Annotated in this window: 15 protein-coding genes; 6 read left to right on the top strand and 9 right to left on the bottom strand. The window is 57.6% G+C overall.

Annotation, left to right across the window (positions count from 1 at the left end; translation table 11 throughout):
* Positions 1-33: 33 nt before the first annotated feature.
* Positions 34-312, top strand: coding sequence for a DUF3572 domain-containing protein (locus tag BSK21_RS08680; protein WP_067546139.1), 279 nt, complete (start codon positions 34-36; stop codon positions 310-312).
* Between the two features lie 9 nt (positions 313-321).
* Positions 322-1,020: an HAD family hydrolase gene (locus tag BSK21_RS08675; RefSeq protein WP_067546136.1), complete on the top strand. Its 699-nt coding sequence runs from the start codon at positions 322-324 to the stop codon at positions 1,018-1,020.
* On the opposite strand, the gene BSK21_RS08670 is transcribed toward BSK21_RS08675, so the two are convergent.
* Both BSK21_RS08670 and BSK21_RS08665 read right to left on the bottom strand, forming a co-directional pair.
* Positions 1,017-1,607, bottom strand: coding sequence for a TetR/AcrR family transcriptional regulator (locus BSK21_RS08670; protein ID WP_067546133.1), 591 nt, complete (start codon positions 1,605-1,607; stop codon positions 1,017-1,019). The genes BSK21_RS08675 and BSK21_RS08670 overlap by 4 nt on opposite strands.
* A gap of 89 nt (positions 1,608-1,696) precedes the next feature.
* Positions 1,697-2,581: a zinc ABC transporter substrate-binding protein gene (locus BSK21_RS08665; RefSeq protein WP_067546130.1), complete on the bottom strand. Its 885-nt coding sequence runs from the start codon at positions 2,579-2,581 to the stop codon at positions 1,697-1,699.
* 65 nt (positions 2,582-2,646) lie between these two features.
* On the opposite strand from BSK21_RS08665, the gene BSK21_RS08660 reads away from it, so the two are divergent.
* Genes BSK21_RS08660 through BSK21_RS08650 form a run of 3 tightly spaced genes read left to right on the top strand, consistent with a single transcriptional unit; the run spans position 2,647 to position 4,651 of the window.
* Complete coding sequence (locus BSK21_RS08660) at positions 2,647-3,126, top strand: Fur family transcriptional regulator (protein WP_067546128.1); 480 nt, start codon at positions 2,647-2,649, stop codon at positions 3,124-3,126.
* Entirely contained in the window at positions 3,123-3,869 is a 747-nt protein-coding gene (locus BSK21_RS08655; protein WP_067546124.1) for a metal ABC transporter ATP-binding protein, read from the top strand. Before BSK21_RS08660 ends, BSK21_RS08655 begins: the two co-directional genes overlap by 4 nt.
* A complete protein-coding gene (locus BSK21_RS08650; protein ID WP_067546122.1) occupies positions 3,869-4,651 on the top strand; it encodes a metal ABC transporter permease in 783 nt (260 codons plus the stop codon). Before BSK21_RS08655 ends, BSK21_RS08650 begins: the two co-directional genes overlap by 1 nt.
* An 11-nt stretch (positions 4,652-4,662) precedes the next feature.
* Here BSK21_RS08650 and BSK21_RS08645 read toward each other — a convergent pair whose 3' ends face one another.
* From BSK21_RS08645 to BSK21_RS08630, 4 genes are all read right to left on the bottom strand, one after another.
* Complete coding sequence (locus BSK21_RS08645; RefSeq protein ID WP_067546119.1) at positions 4,663-5,715, bottom strand: aspartate-semialdehyde dehydrogenase; 1,053 nt, start codon at positions 5,713-5,715, stop codon at positions 4,663-4,665.
* A gap of 219 nt (positions 5,716-5,934) precedes the next feature.
* Positions 5,935-6,372, bottom strand: coding sequence for a D-aminoacyl-tRNA deacylase (gene dtd, locus BSK21_RS08640; RefSeq protein ID WP_067546116.1), 438 nt, complete (start codon positions 6,370-6,372; stop codon positions 5,935-5,937).
* Positions 6,369-7,286, bottom strand: coding sequence for a carbohydrate kinase (locus BSK21_RS08635; RefSeq protein WP_067546113.1), 918 nt, complete (start codon positions 7,284-7,286; stop codon positions 6,369-6,371). The genes dtd and BSK21_RS08635 overlap by 4 nt, the downstream gene beginning before the upstream one ends.
* An 80-nt stretch (positions 7,287-7,366) precedes the next feature.
* Positions 7,367-8,455: a TFIIB-type zinc finger domain-containing protein gene (locus BSK21_RS08630; protein WP_067546110.1), complete on the bottom strand. Its 1,089-nt coding sequence runs from the start codon at positions 8,453-8,455 to the stop codon at positions 7,367-7,369.
* A 79-nt stretch (positions 8,456-8,534) separates the two neighbouring features.
* On the opposite strand from BSK21_RS08630, the gene BSK21_RS08625 reads away from it, so the two are divergent.
* The gene (locus BSK21_RS08625) at positions 8,535-8,948 is read left to right on the top strand and encodes a CZB domain-containing protein (RefSeq protein WP_067546107.1); all 414 of its coding nucleotides are present in this window, start codon (positions 8,535-8,537) and stop codon (positions 8,946-8,948) included.
* Here BSK21_RS08625 and BSK21_RS08620 read toward each other — a convergent pair.
* From BSK21_RS08620 to BSK21_RS08610, 3 genes are read right to left on the bottom strand one after another with little or no spacing between them, the layout of a single operon-like run.
* Positions 8,940-10,049 carry an SPFH domain-containing protein gene (locus tag BSK21_RS08620; protein ID WP_067546104.1) on the bottom strand — a complete coding sequence of 370 codons (1,110 nt, stop codon included), beginning with the start codon at positions 10,047-10,049 and terminating at the stop codon, positions 8,940-8,942. The two genes, BSK21_RS08625 and BSK21_RS08620, sit on opposite strands and share 9 nt — an antisense overlap.
* Positions 10,050-10,065: 16 nt before the next feature.
* Positions 10,066-10,986, bottom strand: coding sequence for a DUF2927 domain-containing protein (locus BSK21_RS08615; protein ID WP_231924681.1), 921 nt, complete (start codon positions 10,984-10,986; stop codon positions 10,066-10,068).
* A gap of 27 nt (positions 10,987-11,013) precedes the next feature.
* Positions 11,014-12,204, bottom strand: coding sequence for a toxic anion resistance protein (locus BSK21_RS08610; RefSeq protein WP_074039000.1), 1,191 nt, complete (start codon positions 12,202-12,204; stop codon positions 11,014-11,016).
* Positions 12,205-12,229 lie beyond the last annotated feature (25 nt).

Below are 12,229 nucleotides of genomic sequence, written 5' to 3'. Positions count from 1 at the left end.
TAAGAAACTCTTGCGCAGACGTTGGAAATCCAAATGAACCTTGAACAGGCAGAGACAATCGCTCTTCGGGCCCTTGGCTGGTTGGCCGCAAATGATGACCTGTGCCCTGTGTTTTTGGGCGCAACGGGGGCTTCTATTGATGACATCCGCACGCAGGCCACGGAGCCTGCATTTCTGGCTTCAGTTCTCGATTTTCTGACCATGGACGATGAGTGGGTCGTGCAGATGTGTGATGCGCTGGAGTTGCCCTACGAAACCCCGCTTCAGGCGCGATACGCACTGCCTGGCGCTGAAAGCGTCCACTGGACCTGAGGAACAGCCATGACTGCCATCAAAGGCATCGTTTTTGACAAAGACGGCACGCTCTATGATTTCAACGCAACGTGGGGAGCATGGACGCTGGGTCTTTTGACCGAGGAAGTGGGTGACGATCCCGCGCGATTGGCGAAATTGGCAGAGGTGATGGGCTACGACGTTGCGAACCGTAGGTTTCGTAAGGACAGCATCGTGATTGCCAGTACCGCGTCCGAGGTTGCCGATGCGATCATGCCGTATCTGCCGCCCCAGCCCAAAGCCGAGCTTATCGCTCGTATGAATGCCCGTGCCGCCACCGCGCCGCAGGTCGAAGCGGCACCTTTGGCTGACTATCTGGACGGGCTGCGCGGCATGGGCCTAAAGCTTGGTGTTGCAACGAACGATGCCGAGGCACCCGCGCGTGCGCATCTCGCTGCGTCTCATGTAGTGGATCGGTTCGACTTTATCGCAGGCTACGACAGTGGCTTTGGCGGGAAACCTGAAGCGGGCCAGTTGATCGCCTTTTGCGAGGCGACGGGGCTTGCGCCTGAGGCTTGTGTGATGGTGGGGGACAGCACCCATGACCTACATGCCGGACGGGCGGCAGGAATGCGTACGGTGGCAGTGCTCACAGGATTGGCAGAGGCGCCAGAACTTGCACCCCATGCCGATGTGGTTTTGCCGTCGATTGCTGAACTGCCTACGTGGATCGTGGCGCAGGGTTAAGCGATCAGTTTCACGACAATATCGCGGGCGCGGTCAGAGCGCGCTTTGACTTCGGTCTCTGACAGCATCGGCAGAACGCCGATCACACGACGGATTTGCAAGTCACTGATCAAGATGTCGAGGTAGAGTTCTGCGGCTTCATAGCCTGTCATGCCCTTAGGCTCTGAACGGTCGAACACCTGCGCGAGGATCGGCAGGATCGCATCGCGTCCACCTTCGTTAATCGTGCGGCCCAGCATGCCCGTGTCATGTACATCGCCCGCCGCAGCGCGGTTGAGGACAATCGTGCGCTGACTCGTCAACATCTGGAGCAGTTGAGGTCCAAAGGTATCGAGGATCGTCGCGAGGTCCTGATCCCCTTCGAGACTGGAAACAAGCAGTTCGCGGGACGCGGCCACGCTACGTTCGACCATCGACAGGAATAGACCTTGTTTGTTGCCGTACCACTTATAAAGCGTCTCGTTCGATGCCTTGGCGCGTTTGGCCACTTCGAGCATGGAGGTCGCCTTGTAGCCCTTGAGTGACAACAAACCATAGGCTGCCGTTTCGATCTGAATACGGCGGTCGTTCTGTTTGGGTTCGTCCATTGGTGCCTCTTTGCCACATGCTCGGGTGTATTGAGCAATACGGCAAAAAGGTGACCAACTTTCTTACGAGCATACGAATGCTCTGGGGCCTATTCTTTGAGGCAGTCCGCGAGCACCGTTGCAATGTCGAGCATGATCCCAGTGGAGCGGATCGGACCATCAGGGAGGGCGGCGCCTTGTGGGTCGATCATTGCGACCTTTGCGCCCGTGCCTTCGGCCACAACCTGCGCCCATTTCGGCGAGGTCTGAGGGTCAACGAGGATACAGGTCACGTCCAAATCCTGCATGATCTGGCGGAGTTCGATGATATGTGCTGCCCCCGGTGCTGAGGCATCGCTGATCGTGATGGCGCCCGCAGCAGGCATGTCGAAGGCCCGTTCGAAATATCCCAGCGCATCATGTGATACGACAAACTGACCCCCGCGCACATCCGCAAGGGTTTCCTCAACAGCGGATTGGGTATCGATGATCGCCGTGGTCTGTGTGGCTGCGTTAAATTGGTAGGTGGCCGCGTTGGCAGGGTCCAATTGGCCGAGCGTATTGGCCAGCGTCATGATCCAAGTGCTCTGCACATCGGGGGCCAACCACGCGTGGGGATCAACGGCACCGTGGTCATGTTCATCGTGATCATCGTGGTGATCGAGTTCAATCGGTAACCATCCATCGGTGTCCAACAATTCAACGACGGTCGCGTCCTTGGCTAGTGTTTCAATCGGGTCCTCAAGGAACGGGGTTAGCCCATGCCCAACCCAGACCACGACATCTGCATGTTCCAGTGCAATCGCATCAGACGGGCGCATCGCGTAGTCATGTGGGCTGGCTCCCGCGGGGAGGAGAACCTCAACTTCTGCCAGATCACCCACAACGGCCTGCACCATCGACTGGATCGGCGCGGTATCCGCCACGATGCGCAGCGGCTCTGCCTGTAGGGATGTGGCGGCGAGGGTGAGTGCAGTAGCTAGTCGAATCGACATCGGGGCCTCTTGTGAATGGAGTTCGGCGTCGATATACTGGTGATGTTATAACATAACAAGATGCCATGCCCCATAAAATCAGCGGTTTTGCGCCGCACGATCATAACAGTTGTATCCATTCAGCGCTTCAGGCGGCTGAAAACGCCTGCAAGGAACGCGGCGCGCAGTTCACGCCTGTGCGTCGTCGGGTTCTGGAAATATTGCTCGAATCCCATCGTGCGTTGGGGGCCTATGATGTGCTCGCACGGCTCACGACCGAAGGGTTGGGGTCAAAGCCGCCTGTGGCCTATCGCGCGCTCGGTTTTTTGGTCGAACAGGGGTTTGCGCATCGGATCGAGCGGCTCAACGCCTTTGTCGCCTGCACTCACCCCGGCGCAACCCACGATCCCGCGTTCATGATTTGCCGCGCCTGTCACAAGGTCGCCGAAGCGGAAACCGCGCCTTCTGTACTATCGGAGGCGATCGGGGACAGCGGCTTTAGCGTCGAACAGACCGTGATCGAGGCTGAAGGTCTCTGTCCTGCATGCCAAGAGGGCCACGCATGAGCCTTTTGACTGCCCAGAATATCCACGTCCGCCACGGCGCGGCGACGGTTTTGCACAATGTCAGCTTTGCTATCCAGAAGGGCGAGATCGTTACCATTGTCGGTCCCAACGGATCGGGGAAATCGACGCTCCTCCGCACGCTCATTGGGGCGTTGCAGCCGACCTCTGGGCAGGTGGTGCGCAAGGCGAGACTGAAAATCGGATATGTGCCGCAAAAGCTCCATGTCGATGCAACTATGCCAATGACCGTGCGGCGGTTTTTGGACCTGCCAACGCGGGTCACGGATGCAGAGGCCGAGGCTGCGCTGACGCGGACGGGCGTTGCGGGGATCGGCACACGCCCCTTGGACGGATTGTCAGGTGGGCAATTCCAGCGCGTTCTTCTGGCGCGGGCGATCCTATCATCGCCAGATATTCTAATGTTGGATGAGGCGACGCAGGGGCTCGATCAACCAGGGTCGGCGGCATTTTATCAATTGATCGAGGACTTGCGCGATAGCCTCGGCTGTGCGGTTCTGATGGTGAGCCACGAGTTGCACGTTGTAATGAGCGCCTCGGACCGCGTGATTTGCCTGAACGGTCACGTCTGTTGCGAAGGCACGCCAGAGGTCGTTTCGGCCGCCCCCGAATATCGTCAGTTGTTCGGCACGGGGACCAAAGGCGCACTCGCGCTTTATCGTCATGATCACGACCACGGGCATGACCACGATCATCCCCATTGCCATCACGAGGATGCACACTGATGCTCAGCGATTTCATCATGCGTGCGGCCCTCGCTGGCGTTGGAACGGCGATAGCAGCAGGGTTCTTAGGGTCATTCGTCGTCTGGCGGCGGATGGCCTATTTCGGCGATGCGACCGCCCATGCGGCAGTTCTGGGTGTCGCGATTGCGCTGGGCTTTCAAGTGTCGATTTTGGGCAGCGTGGGCGTTGTCGCGGTGCTGATGGCCGTTGGTCTTTGGGCGCTGACAGGGCGCGGGTTTGCCGCCGATACGGTGCTGGGGGTCTTGTCTCACGGAGCCTTGGCGCTGGGCCTGTTGGCGGTGGCACTGGTGCCCTCGGCGCGGGTCGATCTGGACACCTATCTGTTCGGCGATGTCTTGACGGTGAGCAAAACGGATCTGGCAGTGATCTGGGGCGGGGCGGCTGTGGTCGTGGGCGTCCTCGCGTGGCGCTGGTCGCGGATGCTGACGGCAACGGTATCGCCTGATCTGGCCTATGCGGCAGGCATCGACCCGCGTCGGGAACAGCTTATTCTTACGCTCCTTCTCGCAGGTGTCGTGGCCGTGTCGATCAAGGTCGTCGGCGCGCTTTTGATCACCGCGCTTCTCATCATTCCTGCTGCCGCCGCCCGTAACCTGTCCCGCACACCCGAAGCGATGGCGGTCATCGCGGTCCTCTGCGGGATTATTGCGGCGCTTGGCGGGGTGGGGCTCTCCTTTACCCTCAACACCCAAGCAGGCCCATCGATTGTCTGCACGGCAGCGGCTCTGTTTGTGCTGAGCCTCTTGCGCCGCCGTGCATGATGACATGCATCTCAGGCTGCTTTGGCGGTCTGAGTGAGCAGCGTTTCCGCGATCTGCACAGCGTTCAGCGCGGCCCCTTTGAGCAATTGATCCCCCGACACGAACATCGCGATGGTCTGACCTGTCGGATCACCGAGGTCTGTGCGGATACGACCAACGAGGACATCCTCAATGCCCGAGGCTTCCGACGGCATCGGGAAATGGTTCGCGTCACGGTTATCGACAAGCCGTACACCAGCGGCATTTTCTAGCTGCGCCCGCACGGACTCGGGCGACACATACTGATCAAACCGCACCGAAATTGCGAGCGAATGGGCGCGAAGGACCGGAACACGCACGCAGGTGATCCCAATGGGCAAGCGCGGATGGGCGAGGATGCGTCGGGTTTCCTCAACGACCTTCAGTTCTTCGCCATTGTAGCCCGTTTCGGGGTCAATCTCGGCGTTATGGCTAAAGAGGTTGAAGGCGTAGGGATGCGGCAGGATGGTTGGGGCATGGGCTTCGCCGTTCAGGGCAGCGGCGGTTGCGTCACGCAGTTCCTCCATCGCGGCGGCACCAGCGCCCGAAGCGGATTGATAGGTCACGATGTTGAGGCGCGAGATCGACCAGCTGCGTTGAAGCGGCGCAAGGGCAACCGTGGCAATCGCGGCAACGCAGTTCGGGTTCGCGATGATGCCCGCATGCGGGGTGAGGGCGCGTCCGTTGGCCTCTGGCACGATCAGCGGAACGGTTGGGTCCATGCGAAACGCCGACGAATTGTCGATCACCACAGCCCCCGCACGCACCGCAATCGGCGCATAACGGCGCGAGATCGTCGCTCCTGCGGAAAAGAACACAATATCGCAGCCTGCAAAGCTCTGCTCGGTCAGTTCCTCAACGATCAGGTCGTTGCCGCGAAAGGCGATGCGCTGACCAGCCGAACGGGCAGAGGCCAGCAAACGAAGGGAGGATATGGGAAATCCACGGCTCTCTAGGCTGCGGATCAATTCGATGCCGACAGCACCCGTTGCGCCAACAATGGCGACGACTGGGGCGGCGTAGGGCGGTTCAACATGCACGTTCATAATCTGACTCTCTGTTTCAGAGGAGGCGGATTGGGAACGCTTTGAGTGTGTCGCTGAAACCCCATCCGTCTCCGGCGGGGTTTGTTTTGCTTAGATCCGATCAGACCATGCAAAAACGTCCCCCGCCAGAGCGGTGGTCATCTTGGTCATGGTTTTCTTCATCAGGATCGACATGGGACGCTGGTTAGCAGCGATTCCCCAGTTCGCGCAATGGTTTTGTTAAACCTCGGTCCAGATCGTCACTGGGCCGTCGTTGATCAGCGACACTTTCATGTCCGCACCAAAGCGACCGCAGGCCGTCGGGATGCCGAGTTTTGCGAGCTCGTCTTTGAACATCTCATAGAGACGTTCGCCTTCGTCGGGGCGGGCAGCGGTCGAAAACCCAGGGCGGTTTCCGCGCGAGGTATCGGCAGACAGGGTGAATTGGCTGACGATGAGGGCGCTGCCGCCCACATCAACCAGCGATTTGTTCATCTTGCCTTCGTCATCTTTGAAGATGCGCATCTTTGACAGTTTAGATGCCAGCTTCGCCGGTTTTTCGTCTGTGTCACCCTCCATCGCGCAAACGAGAACGAGCATCCCGTGGCCAATTTCGCCGACGGTTTCGCCGTTAATTTTGACAGATGCTTCGGATACGCGTTGGACTAAGGCTCTCACAGTTCGTTGCTCCACGGTGGGTTTGCGCCAGCGCGGCTGACGGTCACGGCGGCGGCACGGTTGCCCAGCGATAGGGCGGTGCGGATTGTGTCCTCGTCCAGTTCAGCGACGGCAGCTTTGGTTAGTTTGCCTGCCGACTGAAGAGACGCCAGAACGCCCGCGTTGAACGTGTCACCAGCACCGACAGTATCCACAACGGTCGCTTTTTGCGCTTCGACGAAAACGACGTTCTCAGCGGTGATACCGTAAGAACCTTTGGCCCCTTCGGTGATGCAAACGAGCTTTGCCCCGCCGCTGATCAGCTTGCGGGCGTGATCCGTCATGTCGCCTTCGCCAAAGAGCCATGTCAGGTCCTCGTCGGATACTTTGATGATGTCGGCAACAGCCAGCATACCTTCGATCCGTGCGCGGTAGACGGCTTCGTCGCGAATAAAGCCCGGACGGATGTTCGGGTCGATCATGATGACCTTGTTTGCGGCCTCACGGTGACAAAGCGCCTCATATGTTGCACCGCAGGGATCGACGGGCAGAGAGATGCCGCCGAAAAACAGGGTGTCCGCTGTAACTTCAGTCGGCAGGTCATCTTTGGACAACATGCGGCCCGCTGTGTTCTCATCGTAGAACGCATAGGTCGCTTGGCCATCAACCAATTTGATAAACGCCACGGTCGAGGGGCGGTCCGAATAGACAACAGCCGAGGTATCGACCTTTGAGGTGACGAGCGTTTCGGTGAGCAGATCGCCCATCATGTCCTGCGCTATACCGGAGTAGAAACCAGTCTCTGCCCCCAAACGCCCGAGCGCAATCGCGGTGTTAAACACAGCACCACCCGCGTAGGGAGCATAGCATGCCTCACCCTCGGTCGAGGTGCGGGGCAACATATCAATCAGGGCTTCACCGCAGCACAGGATCATTTCGGGCCTCATCTGGTAGCGTTAACAGTAGACCTCTGGGTGCCGCTAAAACGCCAATTAGTCAAGTCATCTGATTAAACTTACTTGTTCTGCGCTACAATGTATCCGACGCCAGCCGCGACAATCAGACCGATGATTGTTGCAAAGGCGATTTTCCAAGCAGAGTAGGGGCGTTCGCCCTGCACCTTGCCTGTCTGGCCGTTCACCACAAACCGATAGGTTTTTCCGCGATATTTATATGCGGCCAGCCAAACGGGCAGCAGGATGTGTTTGAACGTGACATCGCTGATCGTGGTGTTGATGCTGTGCACCTTCTGGCGGTCTCCACCGATATCGAATTTCACATCCCTCAGGATCATCGCATCCATATAGGCGCGGGCTTCGGTGTAGCCGTCCTCAAGGCTGATCTGATAGCCCTCTGCGCGGAACCCTGCTAGAAAATCGGGCGAATAGGGTTGAAGCTCGGATAGGTTCCACGGCTGAAGACCGTCCGTGTAGCGTTTCGGCAGCGATTTCGACGCGAGTACCAAAACATCGTCAAAGAACCGCGCTACTTGGCCCGATGCACGCCGCCATTTGGTGTGACGCTGGCGAATGGTTTGAGATTTGCCGTTTCGAACGACGCGGCGCGTGGTGTAATAGTCATCGCCTCGTTCGCCAGTGTAGCTTGATTTTGTATCTGCGTCGTAGGTCCAGTATGGGACGTAGATACCGTTGAGCTTGCGCCCCTTTCGAGCATATTCCTGCAATCCGTTTGGCGCGAACCACAACTGGCCTAACCATTTCGTCATCGCATCGCGCGCTTGTGTTTCATCAAGCCCAAACGGCAAAAGCGCCTTGGGTTTGATGTGGCGATGGGTGCCGGTATCCGTCACGACAGGTGTCGCACAAAACGGGCATTCAACGGCGTGGTCTTTTTCGTTTATTTCCACCTGTGCCCCGCAATTGGGGCAGGCACTTACACGGGTTTCTTCGATTTCGGCCTGAGGGAGTTGGTGGCGGATCGCCTGTTCGAAATCCAACTCTTTGATCGCAGTTCCCGCATAGTCCCCCTTTTCCACGGCCTCACTATGCCCACAAAAATCGCAGACCAATTTGTTCTGCACTGGGTCAAACCGCAGATCAGCGCCGCATTGTTCACAGGGAAAACGGTGTTCTTGAACAGTCATTCAAAATCCTTGGGCTTTGCCACTAATATAGCCATGTGCTGACCCGTTCTAAAGCCATGATACATAAAGGTGTTGGTATATGACGATCAGAACTGAGGCGAAAATTGATGGGGCACAAATCGATGCTGCTTTGGCTGCGCATGCGGAGTGGAAGAACCGTCTCTCAAAGGCTGCTACCGATAAGAACCGCGATTTGCCAGTTGGGACCATCTGCCGTGACGATAGATGTGCCTTTGGGGAATGGTTTTATTCGCGCCCCAAAGTAGAGCAACTGCAACCGTGTCCGCATCAGGTCCGTCGACTGCATGCGGCGTTTCACATGATGGCCGGCAATATCGCGTTGGATATTGCCGTTGGTGATTTTCAAGTCGCGTTGGACAAAATCCACTCGGCCTCGTTCCGCAGGATGAGCGATGACCTTGCCACCGCCCTATCTGCTTGGAAATCAATGAACGACACATCACAGGTCAAACGGCTCGTCACGTCACGGTAAGGGTGGAGGAGGTGGTGCGACGGTGAACAAGAGCGCGAGTTCTGTATCGCCCGCGGGCTTCCAGCCGTCCTGACCAGCGGTCCAAACCAGTGTTTCGCGGGTCAATGCGCCGTCACCAGCCATGCGGCCCAGCGAAGCCTTAGAGAACGGGCCTTTAGTTTCGCCATTTTCTGCAATGTGCCAGACCTTTTCGACGGGCGGTGGCGGAGGCGCGACAGGGGCGACCTGCGGTGCGGATTGCGGGACAGCGCCCCACGGACCCGTCATCGCCTGACCCATCGCCATGCCCATACCAGCGCCCATGCCCGTTGCCATGGCCGCACCTGCACCAGAGGCAGGATTGCCCATCGCCTCTGCCGCGCGCCATTTCATGTGGTCGTCTAGATTGCCAGCGATCCCACGGCTCGTGCGGGCATCGAGTGCTGCCTCAACCACTTCTGGCAGGCTGATGTTTTCGATATAGAACTCTGGGATTTCCAGACCATAGGCCGCGATGGTCGGTGCGATTGCCTTGTTCACCAATGCCGCCACATCGGCGGTGTTGGCGGCCATATCCAGCACAGGGATACCCGAGGATGCGATCGCGCGACTGAATTCTTGGACGATAATATTGCGAATTTGGAAGCTGATCTCGTCCATGGTGAATTCGGCGTCGGTGCCGACGATTTCGGTCATGAATTTCGCAGGATCAGACACCTTGATCGTATAAGTGCCAAAAGCGCGAATGCGGGTCGGGCCGAATTCAGGATCGCGCAGCATGATCGGGTTTTTCGTGCCCCATTTGAGGTCCGAAAAACGGGTGGTGTTGATGTAGTAAATCTCGCTCTTGAACGGCGATTTGAACCCGTGGTCCCAATGCTGGAGCGAGGTCATGATCGGCATGTTGTTCGTTTCGAGCATGTAAAGACCAGGCTGGAACACATCCGCCATTTGCCCTTCATGAATGAACACTGCGGCCTGACCTTCGCGAACGGTCAGTTTCGCACCGTATTTGATTTCGTGGCCTTCACGTTCAAACCGCCAAACCATTGTGTCGCGGGTGTCGTCGGTCCAGTGGATAACGTCGATGAATTGACCGGACAAAAAATCCAAAATGCCCATAAGAGGCTCCTTTCAATTACACAGGTCCACCGACCAGCTCTGCTGCGATCTGGCGGACGATGGGTGTGGCCTCGGCTTCGGTCATGCCAGTGCTGAGGCGCGGATCGTAAAGTATTTTCAACAAAAGTTCGTCGTGATGGGTGAGCAGCGCGAATTCGTCGTCATCATTGAAAATCGACGGACGCGCACGCGGGCTGTCGTTCGCAAGGCCAAGCCCCTGCGACAGTTCCTCGTGATAGCATGACTGTCGCATCAATTCAGGATGTTCGGCGCGAATAATCGCGACCGCGCTTTGATAGGTGTGACCATCGGGTTTGAAAGTGCCAATCACAACGCACAATTGATCGCGTGGCAGATTCACCGCATAGCGCAGCGAACTGTCGTCAATCGACGGGATCATGCTACGGATCAGGGGGCCAGCGGCAAGACGGTCATCCTCGTTCAGGATCAGAACGTGAAAATTGCCGCCGCTACTGACTTGATTGATGCGCAGGCCCGTGATGGAGGCCAGCCGCGATGCAAAGGATGAGATATAACGACGGTCGGTCGAGATGATGTCAGTCGGCACGTTCGCGCCAAATTGAACATTCATCTGGATCGGTTGATCCCAGCGGCGCAGGACGGACGATGTGGCTCGTGCCCGAAGTGATCCGCCACTGGTCGTGTATTCATCAAACAGGGCAATGCGGATGAAATTTGCAGTCAGTTGCGTGTCGGTAAAGGGCGCGTCGACAAGCCCGTCATCCGTCCGCATTAACCCTTGGGCCAGCGCGTTTCGTTCGAGGCGCTGATAGTAGAGCGACAGCAGTTGGCTCTGCTGCGATGGGCCGTTCAACGCCGGCTCTGGCGATGGGGCTACGGGTGCAGGCGGTGCAATTGTCGGAGGTGGGGACGGCAGGTCCACACATGCAGCGAGGATAAGCCCAGCCGCTGCCATAGAAATTCGCCGTCCCCATCCGTTCATTTATGCGCCTGTCGAAGTGCCGATGTTATACCCAGTAGCATTGCCGCGTGCCTTGGCGCTGGCAAGGGTCTCTTTGAGTTCAGACTCCATACGCTGCAGTTCAACCTCTGCTTCGGCACGTTTACGCTTGCCTTCGTCGGCAATCTCGAGGCTTTCGTTGATCGTCGCGATAAGGGTCGCGTTGGCCTTTTTGACCGCTTCGATATCGAAAACGCCACGTTCCATTTCTTCGCGCACGACCTTGTTTGCTTGACGCAAGTTGTCGGCGTTTGCGGTCAAAAGTTCGTTGGTCAGATCGTTTGCCTCGCGCACGGCTTTCGCCGCTTCGGCAGAGCGTTGAATTGTCACAGCCTGCGCCAGTTGGGTTTCCCAGAGCGGCACCGTGTTCACGAGGGTCGAGTTGATCTTTGTCACCAACGACTTGTCGTTTTCCTGAACCAGACGGATCGACGGCAGCGACTGCATCGTGACCTGACGGGTGAGTTTCAGGTCGTGTACGCGGCGTTCCAGATCGTCGCGTGCAGACCGCAGGTCACGGAGTTCTTGGGCGACCATAACACCGTCACCTTCGGGGGCTGCGGCAACTTCGGCTTCTTTGGCGGGAATGGTGTCCTCGTCCAGTTCCTTCAGCTTTGCCTCGCCCGCAGAGATATAGAGCGCGAGTTCGTCATAGAAGGTCAGCGTGCGTTCATAAAGCACATCAAGGCTCTCGATGTCCTTGAGTAGCGTATGTTCGTGCATCAGCAGATCATCGGTGATCTTGTCGATCTGGCCTTGAACGGTTTCAAATCGGGCTGCGAATTTAGCCATCGGCGCGGCGCGGCCCAGCAGTTTTTCCCAGAAGGTCCGTTCGCGGCGCACGTCCAGTTCAGACACCGAGAAACCACGGATTGTGGTGACGATATTACGAAGACTGTCACCTGCGGGGCCAACATCCTTATTGCGGACGCCTTGCAGCATGGATTGCGAGATTTCTTGCAGTTCTGCCTGAGCGGAGGATCCAAAACGCACGATGGAATTTGTGTCGCTCATGTCGAGTTCGGAAATGCGTTTGGTGATTTCGGCGCTGGTGGTCGCGTCAGCCTGATCCAAGGTCACAATCTCTGTGCCCGGTTCTGCCAAAACAACGGCGGTCACTTTTTCAACATTGGCCAAGCTGGCCTCGGCTTTGGTGCGAATATCTTGGGACATAATGGTTCTCCGTCACATTGACTTT

The sequence above is a fragment of the Marivivens sp. JLT3646 genome (genome assembly GCF_001908835.1).
Taxonomy (GTDB): Bacteria; Pseudomonadota; Alphaproteobacteria; order Rhodobacterales; family Rhodobacteraceae; genus Marivivens; species Marivivens geojensis.
This window is presented reverse-complemented; position numbering and strand designations above follow the sequence as displayed.

Excerpts from the sequence above, each read along its gene's own strand:
- BSK21_RS08660 (WP_067546128.1), top strand. The coding sequence starts at position 2,647 with ATGCCCCATAAAATCAGCGGTTTTGCGCCGCACGATCATAACAGTTGT.
- BSK21_RS08625 (WP_067546107.1), top strand. The coding sequence starts at position 8,535 with ATGACGATCAGAACTGAGGCGAAAATTGATGGGGCACAAATCGATGCT.
- BSK21_RS08670 (WP_067546133.1), bottom strand. The coding sequence starts at position 1,607 with ATGGACGAACCCAAACAGAACGACCGCCGTATTCAGATCGAAACGGCA.
- BSK21_RS08615 (WP_231924681.1), bottom strand. The coding sequence starts at position 10,986 with ATGGCAGCGGCTGGGCTTATCCTCGCTGCATGTGTGGACCTGCCGTCC.
- BSK21_RS08665 (WP_067546130.1), bottom strand. The coding sequence starts at position 2,581 with ATGTCGATTCGACTAGCTACTGCACTCACCCTCGCCGCCACATCCCTA.
- BSK21_RS08635 (WP_067546113.1), bottom strand. The coding sequence starts at position 7,286 with ATGATCCTGTGCTGCGGTGAAGCCCTGATTGATATGTTGCCCCGCACC.
- BSK21_RS08675 (WP_067546136.1), top strand. The coding sequence starts at position 322 with ATGACTGCCATCAAAGGCATCGTTTTTGACAAAGACGGCACGCTCTAT.
- BSK21_RS08680 (WP_067546139.1), top strand. The coding sequence starts at position 34 with ATGAACCTTGAACAGGCAGAGACAATCGCTCTTCGGGCCCTTGGCTGG.
- BSK21_RS08630 (WP_067546110.1), bottom strand. The coding sequence starts at position 8,455 with ATGACTGTTCAAGAACACCGTTTTCCCTGTGAACAATGCGGCGCTGAT.
- BSK21_RS08650 (WP_067546122.1), top strand. The coding sequence starts at position 3,869 with ATGCTCAGCGATTTCATCATGCGTGCGGCCCTCGCTGGCGTTGGAACG.
- BSK21_RS08655 (WP_067546124.1), top strand. The coding sequence starts at position 3,123 with ATGAGCCTTTTGACTGCCCAGAATATCCACGTCCGCCACGGCGCGGCG.
- BSK21_RS08620 (WP_067546104.1), bottom strand. The coding sequence starts at position 10,049 with ATGGGCATTTTGGATTTTTTGTCCGGTCAATTCATCGACGTTATCCAC.
- BSK21_RS08610 (WP_074039000.1), bottom strand. The coding sequence starts at position 12,204 with ATGTCCCAAGATATTCGCACCAAAGCCGAGGCCAGCTTGGCCAATGTT.
- BSK21_RS08645 (WP_067546119.1), bottom strand. The coding sequence starts at position 5,715 with ATGAACGTGCATGTTGAACCGCCCTACGCCGCCCCAGTCGTCGCCATT.